The organism is Flavobacterium sp. GL_143 (genome assembly GCF_057834355.1).
The window spans coordinates 3,011,978-3,035,207 of sequence record NZ_CM174401.1; the positions used below are offsets into that span (position 1 = coordinate 3,011,978).

The window sequence follows — 23,230 nt, forward strand, 5'->3', positions numbered from 1 at the left end:
AGTCTGTTAAGTTCTTTTTTGAATGAAATATAATGTTTTTTTTGAAATTTTTATTATTCCAATATTCTAAAAACAACATCAGGCCAGTAAATTAGGAATTTAGATTATTGTTATTGAAAGATAATTCTTCGATTTAAAAACAAGAATAATCAATCCTCATATTTAAGTAAAGCCTTCCTAAGTTTATCTTTTATTCTCAATCGCAATCCATTGGGGCTAATAACTTCCAATCCGTCACCAAAACCCAAAAGCAAACGCTCAAATTCATAATTAGTTTTAAGTTTTAGCGTAATAATAATACTTCCGTCCTCATTTTCTTTTTCTAGTTTTTGCGAAGCATGAAAAGGCTTTGTCAAAACATAAGGCGCATTTTCTTTATCGATCCAAAGTTCTATTTTTCTTGCATTCATGCCTTGGTTTACAGTAACCCCAACCACATCTTTATAAAATTCTTCGGCATCAAAATTTTCCTCTATATAAGGTAGGTTAAAATCAAAATCGATATTGGTGATTCTGTCAAGAGCCAAATTGGTAATAGGCTGTGAACCTTTTTTCTTCCCAATCAAAAACCAACGATTATTAAACTCCTTTAAAATAAAAGGATGGAAATTGAATTTTTGTTCCTCTCTCGATTTAAAAGATTTATAAGTAATAACCAGAACAATCTTCTTGACAATAGCCTGATAAATTTCGTCCAGATAATGCAAACCTTTCAAGTTCTCGTTTTTATCCAGATAAATAACCGAATTAGTATGCGATTTCTCCGAATAGATTTTATCTTCCAAACGCTGCAAAATATCCGAAACATCGCTAAACAAAGAAAAATCCTTAAACTGTTTTAGCATCGATACCGTTTCAGTCAAAACATTCATATCCGTTTCCGTTAGCGGAATATCAGTAATCGAGAAATCTTCCTCATCATACTTATAAAACTTCTTATCATAAACGACAATAGGAGCATTGTATCCTAATTTCTCACTTCGCATAAGCTGAATATCCATTTGTATCGTACGCTTACTTATACGGTTTTCGCGGCCTTCATATTCAAATAAAGCATCCGAACATGCTTCGATTAAATCATCAAGAGTCCAGGTTCTGTATTGATTCTGCAGACACTTATCTATTGTTTTATAGCGAATTAAGGCATTTTTGTTTTGTGACATAGTATGTGTTTTGCTGTAAAGACCCGAAAGCACTAAGTTTTTTTCTCGCAGATTTTGCAGATTTTGCAGATTTTTTTTGAATCCTTTTAATCCTTTTAATCCTTTAATCTGTAGCTTAAAAAACTTTGCGACTTCGCTCCTGATATTGCGTGATTAATTTGTTTAATAATTATTTGGGCGTGTCCCGCCGAAAAAGCGGGTCGGGCTTTCGGCTTTATCTTTTGTTTCGTTCCACTTCACAAAAGGATATCGCCTCTATCCCTCACGCAAATCAACTTTTGTGATAAAAATAAGCTTAATGATTTTGCTGCGCAAGTGGTTTGCGTACAAAAAAGATAGTTTTTATAATAAAATGAAATTATACTTTAAAAAAAGAAATCCTATTGATGTTCAGAATTATAAGAAATAATGCTAATATTTTGAATATTTTTCATTTTAAAAATTAAAAAAAGAAGAGATTATTACTAGTGTTAATTTTGATTCCAAGAAAAACGCACCTACTTTTGCGACCTTAAAAATTTGATTTACACCATATGGGGAAACTTTACTTATTACACCTACATTTTTTTTTTATAATCACAAGTTCAGTTTATGGTTTTAGTACAACCGATAAAAGTAATTTTTCCACCAATAAAGATTACAAAAGTCTAGTTTTACCACCCAATGTCGATTTTAATTTTACCAATGACGGAACTTGTTCTGGAACTCCAGTAACATTTAATCCAGTTGTAAGCGGTAATGCTCCTTATACCTATAAATGGGATTTTGGAGACGGAAGCACTTCTACCAATAGTAATCCAAGTCACTTATTTAATGCAGTTGGTTGCGGATTTCAGAACTTTAGCGTAAGCTTAACCGTTACAGATGCTAATGGGGACTCTAATACAGTAACAAAAGTTATTTCGGTAAAGCAAAAACCAGATTTAAAATTTGGGAATGCAAATGCTCCAGGTTCACTAAAACCTTTTGAGCGATGTGGAGACAATAACTCAAATCCTAAATACAGTATTAGTGTTGCTAATAATTCTGCTTCTATAGGATGTATTACATCTTATAACGTAGATTGGGGTGATGGTAACTCCGAAACTAACGTTGTTTTTCCTAAAACACATGAGTACCAGAAATTAGGTTCTTTTAATATGGTAATAACTGCAATAGGCAATAATAGTTGTAGCAATTCTATTACCTATGTTGTTAAAAATTCCAATAACCCAATAGGAGCACTTATAGCTCCGGGTAATACAATCAATTTATGTATTCCTGTTGACCCAATGCCATTTGCTATTGGTTCATGGGGGCTTAATCCTTCAGATACTCAGTATTATGTTAACTATGGCGATGGAACAAGCGATACTTATTCGCAAGGACAATTAGAAAGTTCTCCATATTATAATGCAGCAAATCCAGAGGCTTCTCGAAATTTTCCTATACCACATAAATATACAAGAGCAAATTGTGATACAAACGGAAGCACAGTTAGCTTAACAATAATGACATCTTGTGGAACTACAGATCTTAAGGCTGGACCTATAAAGATATTAGATGTACCCCAACCAAATTTTAGCGTACAAAGCATAGCATGTGTTAATTCAGCTGTTAGTTTTAGCAATTATACTTATGCGGGATATACCAATAATTGTAGCACAGTTAATGTTTACACATGGGATTTTGGAGATGGAAGTACTTCTAGGGATGTTAATCCTTATCATGTATATTCAGCACCAGGAACCTACACAATCAAGCTAAATGCAACAACGCCTTGTGGAGTTGGTACTGAAACAACAAGAACTATATGTGTTGAGCCTGTATTGCAGCCAGACTTTACTTTTGGTAATGCGTGTGCTTCAACCAATATTCAGATAACGAATACCACAGACACAAGTTTTAGCTGCGGAACCGAAAGTTATTATTGGGATGTTACTAATTATTACGAAGGATATTGTGGTAAAGAATCAGTACCAGGATTAGGAAAAGGACAATGGAATTTTGCAAATGGGACTTATTCTTCATCGAAGGATCCTGTTTTTAATTTTACAATGCCAGGAACTTATTATGTAAGGTTAACAACCAGAAATTCATGCGGAATAGTGCGAGAGATTATAAAAGCAATTCCAGTAAAAAAGCCGCCAGTTACGACCCTAAAACCAATTTCAGATTTTTGTAATTCAGCAACAATTAACCCTGTTGGAACAGTAGAAGAAACTTGCTCACCAAGTTCTGAAATTACGTATCTATGGAGTTTTCCAGGAGGAACACCTTCCACATCTACATTACTCAATCCAGGGCCAATAAATTATACAGTTAGTGGTAACTATGTAGCTACTTTTAGTGTTAGCAATAGTTGTGGAACTACAACAAAAACAGCCCCTTTTTCTGTAGATCTAGTTCTTTCTCCAGTTATAAAAGATAAAACGTTAAAAATATGTAGCGGCAATAGTTTTCAGGTTACGCCAGTTACTAACGGAATAGATAATGTGCCAGCAGGAACAACTTATGTTTGGTCAACGCCAGTAGTTTCTCCTGCAGGAGCAGTAACAGGAGCAAGTGCAGAATTTTCTCCAAGAACAAATATTAGTCAGTATTTAATAAATAATACCGCCAATCCTGCTACAGTAACCTACACTGTATCGCCAATATCAAAGGTGTGTCCTGGACCTAATTTTACGATTACAGTAACAGTAGATCCATTAATAAAGGTAATCGAAACAACAAAAAACAGTACTTGTTTTGGAGCAAACGATGCTTCTATTACAATAAATGTAACAGGAGGAATTCCTTTTGCAACAGCAACCCCTTATACTTTTTCATGGACAGGTCCTAACGGATTTACAAGTACCGATAAAGATATTGCTAATTTAAAACCCGGAGGGTATACTTTAAGAGTTATTGATAATGGCAATTGCCCATTTACAAAGACGTATTATGTTAGTGAGCCAGGATTATTTCAATTTTCAGGAAGTAAAAACGATATAACTTGTTTCGGATCTAATAACGGAAGTATTTATTTATCAACATCAGGAGGAACACAGCCATATACATATGTATGGACAAAAGACGGAAACCCTTACATAGCAACTACAGGAAACCCTAATAATCTAGGACCTGGAGTTTATGGAGTTACAATAACCGAAGTTAATAATTGTAATATACTTACAGGAAGTTATGAAATCATCGAACCGCCATTATTAAAGGTAAAATTGGAGAGTCAAGTTGATATTTTATGTTACGGATATTATACAGGTGAAATTAATGTAAGTACAACAGGAGGTCGATTTACCGAAACATCTCCAGGAGTTTTTAATTACCGATATAGCTGGACAGGACCAAACGGATTTAGAAGTAATCTTCAGAATTTAAAAAATCTTGCAGCAGGTACTTATGATTTGACCGTTACAGATAATTCTAATTGTATCGATAAATTGCAAGTTGTATTACTTCAGAACGACGAAATACGTTTAAATTATAGTAAAACTGAAATTGCATGTTATAATTATGCTAATGCATCTATTACCATTAATAGTATTACAGGAGGAGTTCCCTTTACAACAGGAGATCCATATATCATAAAATGGAGCAATTTAGGAACAGGTTTAGTACAAAATAACTTGTCAGCAGGAACCTATATCATTACAATTACAGATGCATTAGGTTGTCCAAAAGTGTTTCCTATTGTTATAGATAATGCACCAGTATTTACAATAAACCCAGATGTAAAGAACGTTTCTTGTTTTGGAGCAAATGATGGTCATATCCGATTAAACCTTGTAGGAGGAAAAGCGCCAGTTTCTTTAGTTTGGGATGATAACTCTACAGCAGGAATTGAACGTAATAATATAGGCCCAGGAAAATATAGCGTAACAATTACCGATGGTAAAGCCTGTGTAATAAAAGAAACCTTTATTATAATAGAGCCTTTGTTGTTAGAAATAAGAGCCGATGTTTTAAATCCATTAGATTGTGTTGATGCAAACACGGGAGAAATCAACTTAGTTGTTACCGGAGGACTACCTCCATTTACCTACACTTGGTCTAATGGGGCAAAAACCGAAGATTTGACTAAAATTCCACCAGGTACTTATGCAGTTACTGTTACAGATGCTAATGGTTGTAAAAAATCTGAAGAATGGAAAATTACCCGATTCGACCAACTTACGCCAACGATAGAAGTCCTAACAGATTTTGATTGTAATACTAAATATGTACATCAAACTTATGTAGGACACGTAAAAGGAGGGATTCCACCTTATACTTTAAGCTGGTCCGATGGAGTTGTTTCCGGTCCTAATAATGAGATTATGAATACCGAGAATAATGGTTTAATCATATTTAGTGTCACCGATAGTTTTGGTTGTACAGCAAATTTCCCATATAATGTTAATAAACCAGTTTTAGGAATAGCCAATTATTCTACAGGTTCATATGCTAAAGATGTTTATGATTTATATTCTATTTACGATCCAATTTTATTTACAAACTTAGCAACAGGAGATTTTACAAACATATCTTGGGATTTTGGTGATGGAAATTTTTCAAACGAAGAAAATCCTAAACATATCTATACCAGAGAAGGAACCTATACCATAAAACAAACTGTAACATATCCGTTTGGTTGCCAATATAGTTACACCTCTACAATAGTAGTCGAAAAAGGATATAGTTTAGTAATGCCAAATGCTTTTACACCAAATAATGACGGTTATAACGACACGTTTGCACCCGTATTTTTAGGTCTTGAAAACATCACACTCGATGTTTATGATACCTGGGGAGGAATTGTATATTCCGAAACAGGAAAAAATATTAGTGGATGGAACGGACAAATTAAAAATCATCCAGCCGAAAACGGAAACTATTATTTTAAAATCACTGCAAAAACCTTTTACAACCATACCGTAACCGAAAAAGGAGCATTCACATTACTTAAATAAAAGCAACAGATTACAATGAGATTAAAACTATATATTACAATAATTATTACCTGTTGCTTTTTTTCAGAAACAAGAGCACAAGACCCAATTTTCACACAATACTTTTTAATTCCAGAAACATTAAATCCAGGTTTTTCTGGATTTATGGAAACAACATATGCAGGTATCGTTCACCGCGAACAATGGCCAGATCTGGATTTAAAAATAGATACCGATTATGCGTTTGTAAATACTTGGAACGAAAATATCAATAGCGGTTATGGTATAAGTGTTTTAAACCAAAGAGAGAATCTAACCAAGTATAACTACACGCAAATAAATGCCAATTATGCTTATAGAGTAAAGCTGAATGATACTTGGTATTTTAGACCAGCCATCGAAGCTGGTTTCGGATTAAAGTCATTTGCATTTCAAAACTTATTGCTCGAGGATCAAATTAATATAAGAACAGGAGTTATAAATTCAAGTTCGATAGATCCGATGTTAAAAAATGACAAAGTCAGTTTTTTCGATTTCTCGGCAGGAATGGTTTTTAATACCGAAAGCCTTTGGATTGGTTTATCGATGAAACACCTTAACAGACCTAATATTTCCTTTGCAGCAAACGGAAATGTGCCTCTGGATACCTTTTTCTCACTAAGTTCAGGTTACGAATTCCTTCTGGCAGATTATGTCGATGTGTTATTCTTACCGTATGAAACCAAATTGCTTATAACCTCAAATTATATGCAACAAGGACACTACAATCGATTTGATTTAGGAACATCAATCCAGTTCGAAAAAATATTTTTTGGAGCAACAGCAGTTACCAATCCATCAAAAAACGGAATAAACAGAGAGTTACTTACCTCAATAAACCTTTTTACAGGATTGCAATATCAAAACCTAAAATTAGGGCTTTCCTACGATTTAAATACATCAAGTATGGGTAGAACAGGAGGCGTTTATGAAGTTTTACTAACGTACCAATTTAACTTAAGCGTAAAATGCTTTGGCTGTCCTAATTATACAGGAAGATAAACAGAAGTTATTATCTAATCAACAGTTTTAGCCTAATATGGGCGTGTCCCGCCGAAAAAGGCGGGTCGGGCTGTACGCTGTATCTTTTTTGGGCGAAAAGCCCAAAAAAGGATGCCGCTCCCATCCCTCACGCATTACAATAATAATGCAATCTCTTTCTCTATATTAATTCTCGCTTTTTCCTCATATAAACTTTTGAATTCCTCTGTCTGGTAGATAAATTCATTCTCAAGAAAATGTTTCAAAGCTTTTGCACGTCCAGGTTTATATAGAAAATCAGGATAAATACTATATTCCTTCCTTATTTGCTCAAAGTATATTTGATATTCATCCCAATCTCGTGCGAGAATTTTTAAATCAAAATCTATTAGCCAATTAATATCCTCAATTATATGGTGTTGATGTTGCTTCGTTGCACAAATAGCATCAAAAACCAATTGTTTATCAAATGATATATTTTCAGGTAAAATAGACAACGCGTATTCGGCACTTTTGAGTTCATTATCTTTTTTAGAGCTTTTATAGATATAATCATGATAAAAGATAGCGTACAAAACTTCATTTGGGAATTCTAGTTTTTGCAAGTAAGTATCATAACATTTAACCATATCAGCAATATGAGTAAGATTATGGTAATGTCTTGATTTATTGGAATATGTCTTTTCTAAATCCAACCAATTACGCTGAATCTCTTTTTCTTCAAAACCAATATTTATAAGCAGTTCAGTATATTTTTCTTTTAGATTCATAGCATTAGTTTACCCAAAAATAGGATTCTTTTTTAACTACGCAAAATAATTGCGTACTACTGTTGAAATCTTTGTATCATCAAATTAACACAACTAACAATGAAAAATACTTTTCCATATCCGTATTATATTTATGGTTCTGATGATTCTACAGACAAGGATGTGATTATCGTTGTTACAAAAGAAGAAATGCCTAAAACGCAAGAAGAAAGAAAAAACAAAGTACTTTTTCTTTCTAAAGAATATAATTTGAATTGGAATGCAACCTTAGCAGTTATTGAAGATGGAAAAATTTCGGATACTATTTTTACAAAATCATGGATTGATTCACTCAATAATGCATTGTTAGAAACATATAGTTTTCATCAGCAAGATTATCCTTTATTGATAACCAGAAAGCATATAAGAAATAAAACCCTGGCAATCTATAAAGCAGTTCGTACGGTTTTGACAATGTTAACACGAACTGAATACAGAACTCAGATTCGCCCCATTATAAAAGGAATCCATAATTTTAATTTGAAATTGGATGCACTTAGCAAAATAGATTTTGTTTCACTTTCAGAATTTAATCAGAAGAATACAAGTGATACCGATATTTGGAAAATTATTGCTTTTTATGTTGGACAAAATATAGCTTTAATTGAAAATGACATTGAAATATATACCAAGAAGAAACTAGTAGACCATTATAATGATTTAAAAGTGTTTATTTATAGAAAAACAATTACTGTAAATGATAAAGTAGTGCTACAGGAATATATTAAGTATTGGCTAAAAGTGCTTCATAATTTTGGAGAGTTCAAATCTGTAAATGGTTTCTTGACTTGTAATGATGAATGTATTGATATGGTAAATGAGAAATTTTAATTCTTCAGTTGTCAAAAAAACTTTGTCAAAGTTTAAAACTTTGACAAAGATGCCGATAAAGATTTAAATAATGTATTGAATTGCCTCCTGCTTTAGCTGGAGGGAAAATAAAGTTTATCTAATTCGCTTTAGCCAAAACTTATATTTTAGCTAAAGTCCCTTGTTCACCCAAAATCAAAATTTTAATTATGGATATTAATAAACACTTACCGTATATAATAAGAGCTTTACTTTATCATATTACCAAAAACATGAGAATTATTTATATAACCAAAAATAAGCACGAAGAATTTTGTCTAAATATTATATTTGAAGAAATTCCAACTCAAGATGAAATTGAATTGTTGATTGATACAACAGGAGAAATGGACTGTGATTTGATTTTTAAAAATACTACTTATAATTATTTAGTAACAAAAGAAAGTATTGGTGAAATACTTAAATCAATTAATAATGATTTTTATTTAGTTTACGCAAGAAATGAAGACTAGACGAAGTGTTCTTGCTAATGAAATTATCGTATGCACTGGCAATTGCCTACTAACTTCGTACCCACTTTAATTAGTTAGATGTATAATTAAATAACAAAAGCAACCTATCTAAAGGTTGCTTTTGTTATTATTAAGATAAGTAAAAACTAAATAATAAAAAAGAGAACTAACCTCTATGAATCTTATTATGTCAACAAAATGTATTTCTTTTATATTTCTTACTACGCAAAATAACTGCGCACCAACTACAAACCTTTGTATCATCAAAAAGAAAGGCCTTGTAGCTTAAAAGGAAAAGCCTACAGAAAAATTACTAGCTGTAGAGTTTGCGGATATTCCGGTTAGACCCGCGCGGACTAATGGGTAGAATTTACAGAAGCACCGAAATCGTTAAGGAAAGTAGGGAAGCGTATTTAGAGCCGCAATGCCCGAAAGGGAATATGAGTTCGAATCTCATCAGGGTCACAAAATAAAATAAATCAATGTTTACGAGTAATTTCGATTACTCAAAATAAGATTCTTTTTTTCTACGCAAAATAACTGCGCACTAATTTTTGAATCTTTGTTTAAATAAAAGAAGAAATGAATACAGTACTTTTAAAAGAGATGATATCCAAAAATTATATCAGAGTGAATAAACACCCTGATTATGATTTATATATTTATAATTATACACAAAGTGCTCAATTTGAAAGAATATGGAATGAGATTACATTAAGTTGTAGAGGATTGATTCTAGATGAAAATTTTGAAGTTGTTGCAAGACCATTTCCTAAGTTTTTTAATTTAGGAGAAATGGAAAATCAAATAATTCCTGATACAACTTTTGAAGTGTATGATAAAGCAGATGGTTCGATGGGGATTTTATATTGGATAGATGAGATTCCGTTTATAGCAAGCAGAGGTTCATTTGCAAGCGATCAATCCGATAAAGCAAACGAAATGTTGCATGGGAAATATAAAGATTCGTGGACATTATTGGATAAAAGCAAAACTTATTTATTTGAGATTATTTATCCTGAAAACCGAATTGTTTTAGATTATGGCGCTTCCGAAGAATTGGTTTTATTGGCAATTATCGATACACAATCGGGAGACGAATTTCCGCTGGAAGATATTGGATTTCCTATAGTCGAAAGATATAACGGAATCAAAGATATTCAGACTTTAAAAGAAATGGATATCGCTAACAAAGAAGGTTTTATTATTAAATATTCGAATAACTTTAGATTAAAAATTAAATTTGAAGAATACCTTCGTTTGCACCGAATCCTTACACAAGTTTCTAATTTGAACATTTGGGAATATTTAAAAACTAACCAATCTATAGAAGAAGTTTTAGAACGAGTTCCTGATGAATTTTTTGATTGGGTGAAAGAAACTAAAGCCGATTTAGAAAACCAATATAAGGCAATTGAAAATCATAGTAAAGCAGATTTTAAGGTCTTAGATTCCCGTAAAGAAACTGCTTTATATTTCCTTACTTGTGAGTATCCGGGAGTATTATTTGCTATGTTGGATAGTATAGATTATTCGGATATTATCTGGAAAATGATCAGACCAACATTCGAAAAACCATTTAATAAACAAGAAGATTAAAATTTTAATTTAACTGCGCAAAATAATTGCGTAGTGACAAAGCTATATTTGTCAAACAAAAATAAACACAATGATTATAAAACTTAAATCAGACAATAAATACTTTTTAGATATCCTTTACAAAAATCCAAATACGGATCAGGGTCTTTATTTAAAAGAATTAAAAAATGGGATATTAGTAGGAAATGCTGTTTCAAAGAATGAATATCATTGCGTTTTTTTAGATGGTAAAAATAGTTATTTGCCAGAAGAAGGAAATCAAATTGATTTTCAGAGTTATTGCAGTCCGTTATTAGCCTTGAATATGGCAACCGAATTTTTTAATCATTTGTATAAAGAAAATTCAAGTTTAGGTGAAACAACGATTTCCTGGTTGAATAAAAACTACGATGAGGTTGATTCTGAAAAAGGGACTATTGAAGTTGCTACTTTTTTCATCGATTCGGGTTGGTATAAAAACGGAAATTATCTTTTGTCAAAATACATTGATGGGATTTCATTAAAACATAAAATTGGTAATAATTTCGAATTAAAAATAGAAGGTAAAACCGTTAGAGAATCTTTGCAGAAATTTTCGCTCGTAGCTTTGTTTTCGAACTTTACCAATAAATATGCAGTTTACACGTATATCGATGATCATTTTATTCAAAAGCATATCACGATGTTAACCAATATTTCGGGCATTCCGTATTTTGTGTTTTATCTTTTTATAAAAAGAATCATGCGTTCTCCTGTTCAGTTCGAAAAATTCAAACCACAATTAGAAGCGTATTTTGATAATAAAGTTCAATTTGTTTTTACAGATACACATCAATCCAGAAAAGAATTTATTTGTAGCAAAATCAATTTTGACGAACCTGTTTTAGATTTTGGTTGTGGTGAATTGCAATATTTTAAGATGTTGTTAAAAAAAGGATTTACAAAAGAATATCATGCGTATGACGAAGTAGATTTTAAACATATTGCTGATAAAATCAGCGCGATAGAAAATGCAGAGAACTTGCATTGGGTCGAAAGTTTAGAAGAACTTAAAGGTTTTGAAAGCCAGATTATTTTGAGTGAAGTAATTGAGCATAATTCAATTGAAGAAGCTAAAGCATTGCTAATCTGGATTCTTGATAACACACAGTTTACTCAATTATTTGTAACAACGCCAGACAAAGATTTTAATGTAAATTATGAACTGACAGAGGAATTCAGACACGATGATCATGATTTTGAACTTTCAAACGCTGAATTTGTAAAGTTGATTGACGAGATTTTTCCAAATCCTAAAACCTATTACGGAGTAGGAGATTGTGTAAGAGGAGTTTACCCAACAAGTGCAGTAATCATTCAAAAAAAGTAAAAGATGTTAGACTATAGAGTAAGAAACAGAATAGAGTGGTTTTGCAAAAATAAGATAAACGATTTTTCGCCAACCATTTCGCCGGCGCCAAAAAACAAGACAAAAAATGAAATAGAAAGCATTGAAGAAGCTGTCAATTATTATTTGGAAAAAGGGGTAACTCAATTTGTGGTTCAGAAAAAATACATGGGTTCGTATTGCACAATCTATTTAAAAAGAAACCTTGAAGAAACTTATTTTGTTTCCCGAAATGGTTTTAAAATGGATCATATCGATGTAGAAAAAGCAATAAATAGTTTGAAGGATTTACATGCGAAAATGAGCATTACTTTTCCTGATTTCGAAACCATTTTGATAGCCTCAGAATTATTGCCTTGGAAAGTTTTGGGAGCTGGATTAATCGAGAAAGAATTTACAGGATATTATGATGCTTTAAAAACCCATAATGAGTATTTGAAATCTTCAGGATTGCTTGAGAAGCTGAAAAATGTAAGAGAATCTGAATTATTTACCGAATACATTTCAGATAAAAAACAGCTTACTAAAAAGGAATTTGGCAGCAAACATAAATCGCATATTGTGCGTCAATACGAAGCTTTGGCAACTATAAAAATTCCAGATGTAACCAAACAAGAAGAATCATTAAAAGTATTTCAAAATCAAATTGATACATTTGGAAATGAAGCTGAATTGCATTTTAAACCTTTCACTATTTTAAAAGTGGTTAGTAGTTTTGGAGAAGAAATAATACCAAACTCTAATTTAACTTATGAATTGGTAAACGATGATGCTTTTTTATATTTAGAAATTACCAGTTCTAATAAAGAAGAAAAGCTAAAGGAGATTTATTCATTTTTTGAAAAATTGACTACAGAGAATGAAGAAGGCATCATGATTAAACCGGTTCAGAATTATATTAAAAATTTGCCACCGTGTTTTAAAGTCAGAAACAACAATTATCTAACGATGATTTATGGAGTGAATTTCCATCAGGATTTCGATCATTATTTAGAAAAAAGAAATGTAAAGAAGAAGTTAGAACAATCAATAAATGGTTGGGAAATCAACCAGAAAATGCTTCAGATTCCGTATAAAGATTTAGAAGAAGAAAATTACCTGATGCGTTTATTGCTTTTAAAGCGAATTAACAACGAAGAAATAGAAAAAACATTAGATCCAAGATTATAATAAAATGAAAAAAACACCAACATTAACGATACTTACAGGTTGTCCAGCATCGGGAAAAAGTACTTTCGCCGAGTGGAAAGTGCGAACTGAACCTAAAACGATGAGAGTAAGTCGTGATGAAATCAGGTTTTCGCAGTTTCAGGAAGTTATGGATCCCGCAGTTGAAAGTATGATTTCGAAAATTATTAACGGACAAATCAAAACTTTGCTTTCAAATGGATGGAATGTGATTCTGGATACTTGTAACGTAAAGTTAGAATACATCAAACAACCTATTAATGATTTCTCGGAAATGGCTAATATTGAATTCAAAGTATTTGATTTGCCATTAGCAGAACTTTTGATTCGAAATGATAAAAGAGAACGAAAAGTACCAAAAAAGGTGATTGAAAACATGTACCATCAATTACAAAAAACTAAAGAGAAGTTTGATTTTAAACCGATAAAGAAAGTGAGCAAAAATTTGGAATACGCAATCCAAAATCCAGAATTACCAAAAGCAATTATCTGTGATCTAGATGGAACATTGGCATTGATGAACGGGAGAAATCCTTTTGATGCAAGTAAGTGTGATCAGGATTTATTAAATGAACCAGTTGCAAACGTGTTGAGGAATTATAAGAAACTGGGTTATAAAATATTGTTAGTTTCAGGAAGAGAAGATAGATACAAAGAACCGACGTTGCGTTTCCTTGAAAAACATGCAATAGAATTCGATGATTTAATCATGCGAAAAAGTCAGGATAGCCGAAAAGATTCTATCATAAAAACCGAAATCTATAATGATTTTATCAAAGATAAATACTTTGTAGAGTTTGCTCTCGATGATAGAAACCAAGTAGTAGATACCTGGAGAAACGACCTGAAATTACCATGCTTCCAGGTATATTATGGGGATTTTTAAAGGTGCAAAGGTTCAAAGAGGCAAAGGTGTAGAGGTTTCGCTCTGTCGATAAATGACAATCCAAAAAGTTCAAGTTCTTCCTGTGTAGCTGTGTAGAGACGCACAGCAGTGCGTCTAACACAACATGAGATACAAAGCGAAACAAATAAATTTTGTAGCAAAATAAATAAAAAACAATCAACAGACGGAGGTTCAAATCCTTCCTGCGCAGCTAATAAGTCGCGGTAGTTTAGTATGGGAAAATAGTTGGTTTTTTAAAGGTTCAAAGGTTCAAAGACATTTAACCACAAAGTTCGCTAAGATTTACGCGAAGCACGCAAAGAATTATTTCACGCAGATTTTGCAGATTCTACGGATTTTTAAAATCCTTTTAATCTTATTAATCTGTGGCAAAAATAAAAACTCTGCGATTCCGCGGCTTTGCGAGATTAAAATAAACTAAAGAAAAAAACTTAGTGCCTACATGACAAAAAACAAAAATAATAATAGAAAGACTCAAAGAACTAAAAACTCAGAACCTTAGTTTCTTAGAATCTTTACAACTTAAAAAAAAATGAATACATATATAGATATCGGAATTAATTTAACCAATAAACAATTCCATAACGACATAGACGATGTCGTACAAAATGGATTAGATGCCGATGTATCGCAAATGATACTTACAGGCACAAGCGTAAAAAATAGTGAAGCTTCGGCTGAAATAGCAAAAGAATATCCAGGAATATTATATTCTACAGCAGGAATTCACCCGCATGATGCGAAGAGTTTTGATGCACAAAGCATTTCAAGGCTAAGAAATTTACTAAAGCAGAAACATGTTGTTTCGGTAGGCGAGTGCGGACTCGATTTTGACCGTGATTTTTCGCCAAGAAATGTACAGGAATTATGCTATAAAGCCCAATTAGAATTGGCGATTGAGGTTCAGAAACCTTTGTTTTTACATGAAAGAGCAGCTTTTACTCGATTTATGGGTATAACAAAAGAGTATTTACCACAATTACCAAAAGCAGTGGTACATTGTTTTACAGGGAGTTTGCAAGAAGCCAAAACCTATCTCGATAACGGATTGTATCTTGGTTTTACAGGAGCAATATCAGACAGTAAACGTTTTAATCATTTAAAAGAAGTGATGCAATACGTTCCGCTGGATAGAATGATGATAGAAACCGATGCGCCATTTATGCTGCCAAAAAACACACCTGTTTCTCTCTTGAAAAAATACCACGAACGCCGTTGCGAACCTGCTTTTCTTCCTTTTGTTGCAGCAACAGTTGCACAGTTTAAAGGAATTTCGGGAATTATAGTTGCAGAAGAAACTACTAGGAATGCTAAAAACTTTTTTTGGGATTTAGAATTATAATTTAATTAGTTTTAACCACAAATTCGCAAATTTATCATGTGAGTTTGTGGTTTTTTATTTGTTAATTTGAAACTGTGTTGCAAATAATAATTGCCAAAAAATCAATTAAATTTAAATATTTTAACAAATAAAAAACAGATTCGTTAATGACTTGTAAATCAGTATACTTTCAAAGTAATAAAATAATTCTTCTAATATTTATCGTCTTAGCATTTTCGTGTAAAAAAGAAGTAAAAGCAGTACATAAAAAGAGTATTAAAGACACCATTTCGACTGTAGAACCAGAAGAGGAAAAAGTAATTCCGACCGAAATAGAAAGTAAATTTTTAAAAAGGCTTATAAACGTAGAAATTGGCGAACAAAAATACAAGGAGATGCAAATATCCGAATCGCCTTATTATGTTTCGTTTGTAAATGATGGGGATCCTTATACAGTTTCATTTTCAATTTTTGAAAAAGGAGATTTTAATAATGACGGAATAATTGATTATGTAGTTAACAGATCATCTGAAGGAATGTTGGGAGGAAATGCAAACACAAATCAAGATTTTGTTTTCTATATTATGAAAGATGAAATTAAGGAGAAAGAATCCCATAGTATTCTGGGATATGCACCTTTTTCATACAATATAATTGATGAAGCAAATTTTGTTGGAAATAAATTTAAAATTAAGGTTACACAAAATTTCAGAACATATTCTAGTTCGGTAGAAGATTTAAAATCGACTTCATTATCATTTATATACAAGAATGGTAATCTATATGAAGAATCGTATTTGTCAAGTTGCAAATTGGCAAAATTAAAATCGAAAACTATTTTTAATGCTATTCCGGGAGTAGAAAAACGTACCAGAAGTATCGAAATGCATAATTATACCGAAACTATCGAAGAAATATATAAAAAGAATGATACTCTAATTAATGCAAGTGTAGGAGGTTGTGATAATTTAATATTAGAGTTTAATACGTTTTATAAAGTAGAACCAGATAAAATAGATAATACTGAATTTAAAAAAGAAACTGCTTTACAATTATTAGAATTTTTAGGTAAGAATACGCAGTTTTCAAAAGAAATTAATGTTGCAATAAATTATTATCAAAACAATCCTTTAGACAACGAATATATCGAAAAAATAAAAGGATACGGATTTAGAGTTTTAATTGATAAGGACGAGGACCGCAAAGGAGAATTAAGGTTTTTAGTTCAAATTGATAAAATAGATAACCCCTATCAAAAAGAGAATTGGGAAATTGTAACACGCAATAAAAAGCCAATAGAAGTTGATGAGGAATAAAGTTGCAAAGTTGCAAAGTGACAAAGGAACAGAGATGCAAAGGAGCAAAGAAATAGAAGGGACAGAGGAACAGAAGGAACTGAGGCGCGAAGAAGCAAAGGGACAGAGGATAAAATTTAGAAATTTTCAGCATAGAATAAAATAAAACCAAGAGTGTAAGTAGTAACTTTAGTTTTTACACAAAATAATCCCAAACTTGTCATTTTCGACTAAAGCCACATTCATTATGATCAATTTTAGAACCTTAAACTGAAGCAGGAGGTAATTTAAGACGATATAAGAAAAATATTTTTTAAAGTGGGTTTAAACGCATTTAGTATGATGATTTAAGGTTTTTTATTTGTTAATTTATACTTACATAATAGATAATGATAAGTTTTTTTCTTTTTAAATTTAAGTAAATGAGTGTAGCAACTGAAGGTGTTAAAGGTTATGAATATCAATATAAAGTGACGGTTTTGTTCGCGCTTTTACATTGTAATGATTTTAAATCAAAATTATACGTCGAAAAAATTGGAAGTGAAGATATTACTTTCGTAGATGAAAATCGTAATTCTATTGAGATACAAATTAAAAGAGAAAGAAATAATATTGGTTTTTCAAAGATTATTGAATGGCTATCTCATTTTCAGGAAAGAAGTAGCAGTAATAATTTATTATTAAGAGTTAAAGAGAAAAAGACAAAATGTTTATTTGTTACTCGTTCAAGATGTAATGATGAAGCTTTAATGTTTTTAAAAGAATTTCCTGTAATTGATTCCAATAGTAACAGTATTTCTGTACAAGATATTTTGAAATTTAAAAATGAGCTAAAAGGAATAAAATTTAAGGATACTAAATTAGATATCAAAAGAAAAGCTTTTTGTGAGGAGATATCAAATAAATTGAATAAATCAGACATTGAAGTTTTAGTAAATAATACCTTGATTTGGGAAAAAATAGGAGAAGAAAAGGTAGATAATGAAATCTTAAATTGTTTAAATAAAAAATTTTCAATACCACAGTCGCTTTCAGAAAATTTGTATCTAAAACTACTTGAAATTGTAAAAAAAGGTAGAGATTCAAAAGAAGACATTATTCCGACTTTAAAGAACTTAATTTTCAAATCAAAGGTTAATAGATATGCTGTAACTGAAAATTATATATCGAGAAAAGAAGAAGTTCAATCTTTAGAGATTTTAAATAATTCAAATTTGTTATTACTAACTGGAATATCACAATGTGGTAAAACAGAATTAGCTAAAAAGATAGCAAATGATTTTATAGATATAGGATACAATTCGGTATCGGTTTCGAGCGAGTTTTTCCAAATTGAAAATTTTTTTAATCAGAATAGGGAGGAAGATAAAATTTTAATTTTTGAAGATCCTTTTGGTCACATAAAACCAAAGAGTGAATCAAATGATATTAAAAACAAAATAATCGACTTATCAAAAAAATTAGCATTAAACCATAAATTAATTATTACAAGTAAAATTGAGATTTTAGACGAGGCTTTTTCTGAAAAAATACATGAAAACATAATTAACTTAACAGAAGATGATAATAAATTGATACTGAATTTTTGGGTAAAATTTTCAGAAGCTCAAAAGGTTAATAAACTAATAGTCGAAAAAGTTAGTGAATATATTAGAGAAGAAACAGAGCATAAAATTCAAGTAGGTCAGTTAAATTATTTGTCAAGATATGATTCAGATAAATTAAATTCTAGATCGTTAACTGAATTAATAAGTATTGCTCGACATAATGCTAATGATATTTCAAATAATTTATTAAAAGATAATTTAGAACAGTCAAAAATTTTGGGGATTATGTCAATATGTTGTAATAACAGTATTGGAGTTAATATTGAGGATTTAGGTTTTATTTTATCAGATGATGATAATCAATATTCAATATTCAAAAAAACTAAGTTTTATGAAGTTCTTAACTATGAAACTAAATTTCCCAAATATGCTAAAACGAATAAAATTAAAAAAAGATTTAAAGAAAGTATAGCATATTTTGAAGAAAGAGGTTTTTTAAAATATGATAGTAATAAATATTTTTTTTCTCACCCTAATTACTATGAAGTAGGGAAAAACTTGTTTTTTAGAAAGAGTTTTGAAGAACAGAAATTAAATATAGAATATTTAAAAAAATCAATTATTTGTATTAATCCAACTTCTTCTTTATTTTCGTGTAAACAGTTGGTGTTAGTTTATAATAGAATAAATTTAAACTTTAGACAGAATATTAGAGAATTAATGTTTTTGTCAAATAGGTCAATTTTTCCAGCAGTTGAAGATTTTTCTTCAATTAATTTAATAAGTATAATTGATGATATTGATAATGATAAAGAAAAAGAAAAAATCATTAATATTATTAATCGTGGAAATACTGATTCAAGTTCAATAAGATGGTATAATAAAGAGATTCCATTTCTTTGTAAAAGAGATGACGCCGAACATTATTTTGGACATAAAATATCTGAAAAAGAAATAGAAGAAATTGAAAGTAAAATTTTAAATAATGTCGATGTAAAACTGTATGACGTTTGGCGCTTTGTTAATTATTATAAATTAGTTGCTCAAGGTCGAATTTATAATAAGTTTAATGCTAATTTAATTAATTCACTTTTATACCATGAAGAAGTGTTCATACGAAAACATGTTGCAAAATTATTTTTTTTATCGAAAATAAATAAAGATGAAATTTTTTTAATTGAAAAAATTTTTAATGATAATCATCCAACAGTAGTTTTCTATGGAATTTGGGGTAGTTTTCTTAATTGGAACATTCATTCTAGTGAAATCAAAGATTTTATTTTTAATATTTTAAAAGAATTATTTTCTAAGCAAGAAATAGCTATTAGAGCAAATAATTTAATTACAAATTTTTCAATAGATTATTCTGGAGAGTCTATTAATTGGAGAGAGTTCTCAAAAAGAGATGTTACCGAACTCTGGAATATTTGGGCAGAAATTTTTCCTATTTTTTTTAAAAATTTACCAGTTAATATTTTTTTAAATGATGGGAGATATTACGATACGATGGTAACTTCTATGAAATATCTAACTTTTAACAATGGAATTAAAGTATTTGAGACATGGTTAGATAGAATCGAATTGAGAATTCAAAATAAAATAGAGATAACGGACTATGAAATGGCGATTAGCGATGAATTGCTTGAATTTACGGGTAATAATTTTGAAATAAGAAAGGAATTATTTAAAAGGATATTGTCAAATAATAATTCCATTTTCTGCTTATACAATTTAAAATTAACAATTAAATATTGGAATAAATTAAATACTGATGAGAAGAATATAATTCTGAATTTAATAGATTCAAATAGAAAAGATTTAAGATGGATTAGAGCTACTGTTTTGGTACAATATGAAATTCCAAAAGAGATTGAAGTTAAAATAGTAGGTGATATTAATCTTTATTCATTAAAACCTGTAAAAGTACTTGAAATATTGCCTGCACAATTAATTAATGATTGTTTGAAAATTATTTATTCTCAACCTTATGAACTTGAATATTTAAGACCAAGTTCTCTTTCTGATTTTTGGAAGAAGATAATCAATTATATATTATTTTATCAAGTAGAACCATTTTTTGACATATGTGTGAAGGAATTTATTAGATACAATATATTTGGAACTCGATCGGATAATTTTTTGTTGTGGCAAAAAATATGCTTGAATTCAAAAAATCTTAATTACTTAACATATCTTGTTATTTATAATATTTCAAGAGGTTCAATTTATATCAATGGAACAAAAAAAATTATAAATGGTCTTATCTACAGTTATAAAGAGAGAGATGAATATGAAGTTTTTATTAAAATTATTGCTAACGAGATTGAAACTTTGCAGCAAACATCTCAAAAGCTTGATATTATAAAAATTTTAGGTAAAGATCTAATTTTAAAGGATTTGTATAGATGTCTTTTTCCAGATATTGTAATGAAAATGCTAATTGAAAAAAGACAGATTGACCTTTTAGAAACATTGACAGAAGAAAATAAAAGTTTTAGATTTTTCCTTTCATATATTGCAATTGAAAACGTAGTTGATGAAAATAAAGAATTGAAAAATGAAATTAAAAGTCGGTTACTTTCTATTCCTAATGAAATAGATCATGTAGGAGAAACTAAAAAGAAAGAACTAAAAGAAAAATATTTTAAAGAAGTAAAGATAGAAGATTGGATTGGCTAATGTAGTTTTTTTGTATGATCAATATTAGTTTGTATTTAGTATAACAAAAGTGTCCTGATATCAAGGTACCGTTCTCCGAAGTATCCGAACTTCGTTGGAACAATTTCAATAAAAACAAAAAAGCGCAAACCTTAAAAATTTGCGCTTTTCAATTATATAGAGAAAAAGAAAATATTATTTTCCTTTTAGTAACTTCTCTAAATACTCCACCTTTTCTTTTTCCGCCAGAACCAAACGTTCATAAAGCTCAACAACTTTATCAAGAGGATTGAAATTACAATGATTATTAGTTGTATTTCCTTGAGCGCCAGTATTAGTACTATTATCGTAAAAATTATTAAAGAAATTAAAAACTGATTCTTCTGTAAAGTTTTCAATAGCTTCTACAGTAACACCAAGTGCTTTTGCAATTTCTATAAGTTTTACTTCATCAACAATTTCGCTTGATTCAATTCCGGAAACAGATTGTTGGCTTACGCCAATTGCTTCTGCAAGTGCTTCTTGTTTCATCCCTCGAAGCTCTCTTATTCGGCTTATATTTCTGCCAATATGTTTTGGTTTAGTTGCTGTGCTCATAATTCAAAGGTATTTAAAATTCTTCAAAAAATAGTAATCGGTAAAATACACGATTGTTTTTTTCTAAAGCGTAAATATATGCTTTTTCTTGTTTTAATTGAATAATCAAGAACTAGGTTTGTTTAGATTTCATTAATTTTAATGTTGTATTAATGGATAAACAAACAACAAATGGGAACCTTTTTGTACAGGAACGATCTGAAAAGTTCCATTTATAGCTTCCATTCGTAAAGACATATTGGTCAAACCATTTCCTTTTAGGGTAGTATCTGATAATCCAATACCATCATCAATGACGGTAATTTTAAAAGAAGAATCGGTTTGCTCAAATTGTATATGGATGTTCTTTGCCTGACTGTGTTTATAAACATTATGAACCGCTTCTTTAACTACTAAAAAGAGGTTTCGTCTTGCTTTTACAGATAAATCTGTTTCTTTTTCAAGAATCTTCAAATCCAATTGTAAATTAATGGAGGTTTTATCCAAAAAGCGTTTGACATACAAACTAACGTATTCTATAAAATTGTCGATAGTATCATTTTGAGAATTCAAACTCCAAAGGATTTCTCGCATGGCCAAATTCATATCTTCAGAAGTATTTATGATTGCTTCTAAATCTTCCGAATAACTTTCCTCTGGCATTTTATACTTTAAAAACTCAGCTTGAAGTTTTATAGCCGAAATTCCGGCACCCAAATCATCATGCATATCTTGCGAAATGCGTTCTCTTTCTAATTGAATAGCTTTTTGGCGTTCTAATTCTTTTTGTAATAATTGATTTTTGAATTCACTTTCTTTTATTTGATCTTCTTGCTGTTGAATCAATTGCTTTTTATTGTAAATAAACACCATCATAATTATAAAGCACACAAATAACAGCATTATGATAATGGCAATAATGTAGGTAAGTTTTATTTCGTGTGGTAGTTCGTTCATTTATTTAGATCTTTTGCTTATTGCTTCATATTTCATTAAGCCCTTAAAAAATAAGATATACATAATACTACTAATAAAATATAAGAATTGCCATAATAAATTTAAAAAATCTTTATCTGTCTTATTAAAAAAATCTCTTGGAATTTCTCTAAAAATAAAGAAACAACTCCAGAAAAGTAAGGCAGATGAAATCCAAAAATTAGGGTCGTCTGTAATTTTGTCTTTGGATGGAAAAGCTATTTTTTGGTAAAACCATAACATACTGTACAAAATATAAAAAAAGGGTAAAACACTAATTAATTTTGAATTTAAGCTTTCTCCCAAAAAGTTAGGGAATATCAAAATAGAAATCATAAGAATAACAGACAGTAAATTGACTTTCTTTTTTAAATTTCTATTGAATTGTCTGGAATAATAAAACCAAAAAAACAGTATGCAGAATATACAATATAAAGTATATTGAAAACTCCATTTTTTTTCTAATAAAATAATTACCTCTGAAAATAATTCTACAAGAAAAGTAACAAGGAGATAAATAAATAAATAGTTTTGGCTAGAAAGATTAAATTTTCGAACCAAAACCATTGATTTTAAT

Annotated in this window: 15 protein-coding genes; 11 read left to right on the forward strand and 4 right to left on the reverse strand. The window is 30.3% G+C overall.

All coding sequences use genetic code 11. The annotated features are described in order from the left end of the window. Positions 1-149: 149 nt before the first annotated feature. Positions 150-1,163: a helix-turn-helix transcriptional regulator gene (locus AC3IPI_RS13065; protein ID WP_409416000.1), complete on the reverse strand. Its 1,014-nt coding sequence runs from the start codon at positions 1,161-1,163 to the stop codon at positions 150-152. A 533-nt stretch (positions 1,164-1,696) separates the two neighbouring features. Between AC3IPI_RS13065 and AC3IPI_RS13070 the strand changes: the two genes are divergently transcribed. Both AC3IPI_RS13070 and AC3IPI_RS13075 read left to right on the forward strand, forming a co-directional pair. Next, positions 1,697-6,091, forward strand: a complete 4,395-nt coding sequence (locus tag AC3IPI_RS13070) for a PKD domain-containing protein (protein ID WP_489153172.1) — start codon at positions 1,697-1,699, stop codon at positions 6,089-6,091. A 15-nt stretch (positions 6,092-6,106) separates the two neighbouring features. Next, complete coding sequence (locus AC3IPI_RS13075) at positions 6,107-7,111, forward strand: PorP/SprF family type IX secretion system membrane protein (protein WP_039113949.1); 1,005 nt, start codon at positions 6,107-6,109, stop codon at positions 7,109-7,111. Between the two features lie 134 nt (positions 7,112-7,245). On the opposite strand, the gene AC3IPI_RS13080 is transcribed toward AC3IPI_RS13075, so the two are convergent. Then, complete coding sequence (locus AC3IPI_RS13080) at positions 7,246-7,860, reverse strand: HD domain-containing protein (protein WP_489153174.1); 615 nt, start codon at positions 7,858-7,860, stop codon at positions 7,246-7,248. Positions 7,861-7,959: 99 nt separating this feature from the next. Here AC3IPI_RS13080 and AC3IPI_RS13085 point away from each other — a divergent pair, with 99 nt between their 5' ends. From AC3IPI_RS13085 to AC3IPI_RS13125, 9 genes are all read left to right on the forward strand, one after another. Next, positions 7,960-8,730, forward strand: coding sequence for a hypothetical protein (locus tag AC3IPI_RS13085; protein ID WP_489153176.1), 771 nt, complete (start codon positions 7,960-7,962; stop codon positions 8,728-8,730). 188 nt (positions 8,731-8,918) lie between these two features. Next, a complete protein-coding gene (locus tag AC3IPI_RS13090) occupies positions 8,919-9,221 on the forward strand; it encodes a MafI2 family immunity protein (RefSeq protein WP_039118983.1) in 303 nt (100 codons plus the stop codon). A gap of 582 nt (positions 9,222-9,803) precedes the next feature. Continuing rightward, the gene (locus AC3IPI_RS13095; protein ID WP_489153178.1) at positions 9,804-10,820 is read left to right on the forward strand and encodes a T4 RnlA family RNA ligase; all 1,017 of its coding nucleotides are present in this window, start codon (positions 9,804-9,806) and stop codon (positions 10,818-10,820) included. A gap of 70 nt (positions 10,821-10,890) precedes the next feature. Beyond that, positions 10,891-12,168: a class I SAM-dependent methyltransferase gene (locus AC3IPI_RS13100; RefSeq protein ID WP_489153180.1), complete on the forward strand. Its 1,278-nt coding sequence runs from the start codon at positions 10,891-10,893 to the stop codon at positions 12,166-12,168. Positions 12,169-12,171: 3 nt separating this feature from the next. Continuing rightward, a complete protein-coding gene (locus tag AC3IPI_RS13105) occupies positions 12,172-13,356 on the forward strand; it encodes a DNA ligase-like domain-containing protein (protein WP_489153182.1) in 1,185 nt (394 codons plus the stop codon). 4 nt (positions 13,357-13,360) lie between these two features. After that, positions 13,361-14,260, forward strand: coding sequence for a phosphatase domain-containing protein (locus tag AC3IPI_RS13110; RefSeq protein ID WP_489153184.1), 900 nt, complete (start codon positions 13,361-13,363; stop codon positions 14,258-14,260). Between the two features lie 553 nt (positions 14,261-14,813). After that, positions 14,814-15,623 carry a TatD family hydrolase gene (locus tag AC3IPI_RS13115; protein WP_489153186.1) on the forward strand — a complete coding sequence of 270 codons (810 nt, stop codon included), beginning with the start codon at positions 14,814-14,816 and terminating at the stop codon, positions 15,621-15,623. Between the two features lie 146 nt (positions 15,624-15,769). Continuing rightward, a complete protein-coding gene (locus tag AC3IPI_RS13120; RefSeq protein WP_489153188.1) occupies positions 15,770-16,918 on the forward strand; it encodes a hypothetical protein in 1,149 nt (382 codons plus the stop codon). Positions 16,919-17,319: 401 nt separating this feature from the next. Further along, entirely contained in the window at positions 17,320-21,123 is a 3,804-nt protein-coding gene (locus AC3IPI_RS13125) for an nSTAND3 domain-containing NTPase (protein WP_489153190.1), read from the forward strand. A gap of 174 nt (positions 21,124-21,297) precedes the next feature. Here the strand turns inward: AC3IPI_RS13125 and AC3IPI_RS13130 are convergent, their stop codons facing one another. Together AC3IPI_RS13130 and AC3IPI_RS13135 are read right to left on the reverse strand one after the other, a co-directional pair. Further along, a complete protein-coding gene (locus AC3IPI_RS13130) occupies positions 21,298-21,699 on the reverse strand; it encodes a helix-turn-helix domain-containing protein (RefSeq protein ID WP_489153192.1) in 402 nt (133 codons plus the stop codon). 138 nt (positions 21,700-21,837) lie between these two features. Next, complete coding sequence (locus tag AC3IPI_RS13135; RefSeq protein ID WP_489153194.1) at positions 21,838-22,635, reverse strand: sensor histidine kinase; 798 nt, start codon at positions 22,633-22,635, stop codon at positions 21,838-21,840. Between the last annotated feature and the right edge of the window lie 595 nt (positions 22,636-23,230).

Bases quoted from the DNA above. Each gene is read 5' to 3' on its own strand.
- AC3IPI_RS13065 (WP_409416000.1), bottom strand. From the start codon at position 1,163: ATGTCACAAAACAAAAATGCCTTAATTCGCTATAAAACAATAGATAAG.
- AC3IPI_RS13070 (WP_489153172.1), top strand. From the start codon at position 1,697: ATGGGGAAACTTTACTTATTACACCTACATTTTTTTTTTATAATCACA.
- AC3IPI_RS13075 (WP_039113949.1), top strand. From the start codon at position 6,107: ATGAGATTAAAACTATATATTACAATAATTATTACCTGTTGCTTTTTT.
- AC3IPI_RS13080 (WP_489153174.1), bottom strand. From the start codon at position 7,860: ATGAATCTAAAAGAAAAATATACTGAACTGCTTATAAATATTGGTTTT.
- AC3IPI_RS13085 (WP_489153176.1), top strand. From the start codon at position 7,960: ATGAAAAATACTTTTCCATATCCGTATTATATTTATGGTTCTGATGAT.
- AC3IPI_RS13090 (WP_039118983.1), top strand. From the start codon at position 8,919: ATGGATATTAATAAACACTTACCGTATATAATAAGAGCTTTACTTTAT.
- AC3IPI_RS13095 (WP_489153178.1), top strand. From the start codon at position 9,804: ATGAATACAGTACTTTTAAAAGAGATGATATCCAAAAATTATATCAGA.
- AC3IPI_RS13100 (WP_489153180.1), top strand. From the start codon at position 10,891: ATGATTATAAAACTTAAATCAGACAATAAATACTTTTTAGATATCCTT.
- AC3IPI_RS13105 (WP_489153182.1), top strand. From the start codon at position 12,172: ATGTTAGACTATAGAGTAAGAAACAGAATAGAGTGGTTTTGCAAAAAT.
- AC3IPI_RS13110 (WP_489153184.1), top strand. From the start codon at position 13,361: ATGAAAAAAACACCAACATTAACGATACTTACAGGTTGTCCAGCATCG.
- AC3IPI_RS13115 (WP_489153186.1), top strand. From the start codon at position 14,814: ATGAATACATATATAGATATCGGAATTAATTTAACCAATAAACAATTC.
- AC3IPI_RS13120 (WP_489153188.1), top strand. From the start codon at position 15,770: ATGACTTGTAAATCAGTATACTTTCAAAGTAATAAAATAATTCTTCTA.
- AC3IPI_RS13125 (WP_489153190.1), top strand. From the start codon at position 17,320: ATGAGTGTAGCAACTGAAGGTGTTAAAGGTTATGAATATCAATATAAA.
- AC3IPI_RS13130 (WP_489153192.1), bottom strand. From the start codon at position 21,699: ATGAGCACAGCAACTAAACCAAAACATATTGGCAGAAATATAAGCCGA.
- AC3IPI_RS13135 (WP_489153194.1), bottom strand. From the start codon at position 22,635: ATGAACGAACTACCACACGAAATAAAACTTACCTACATTATTGCCATT.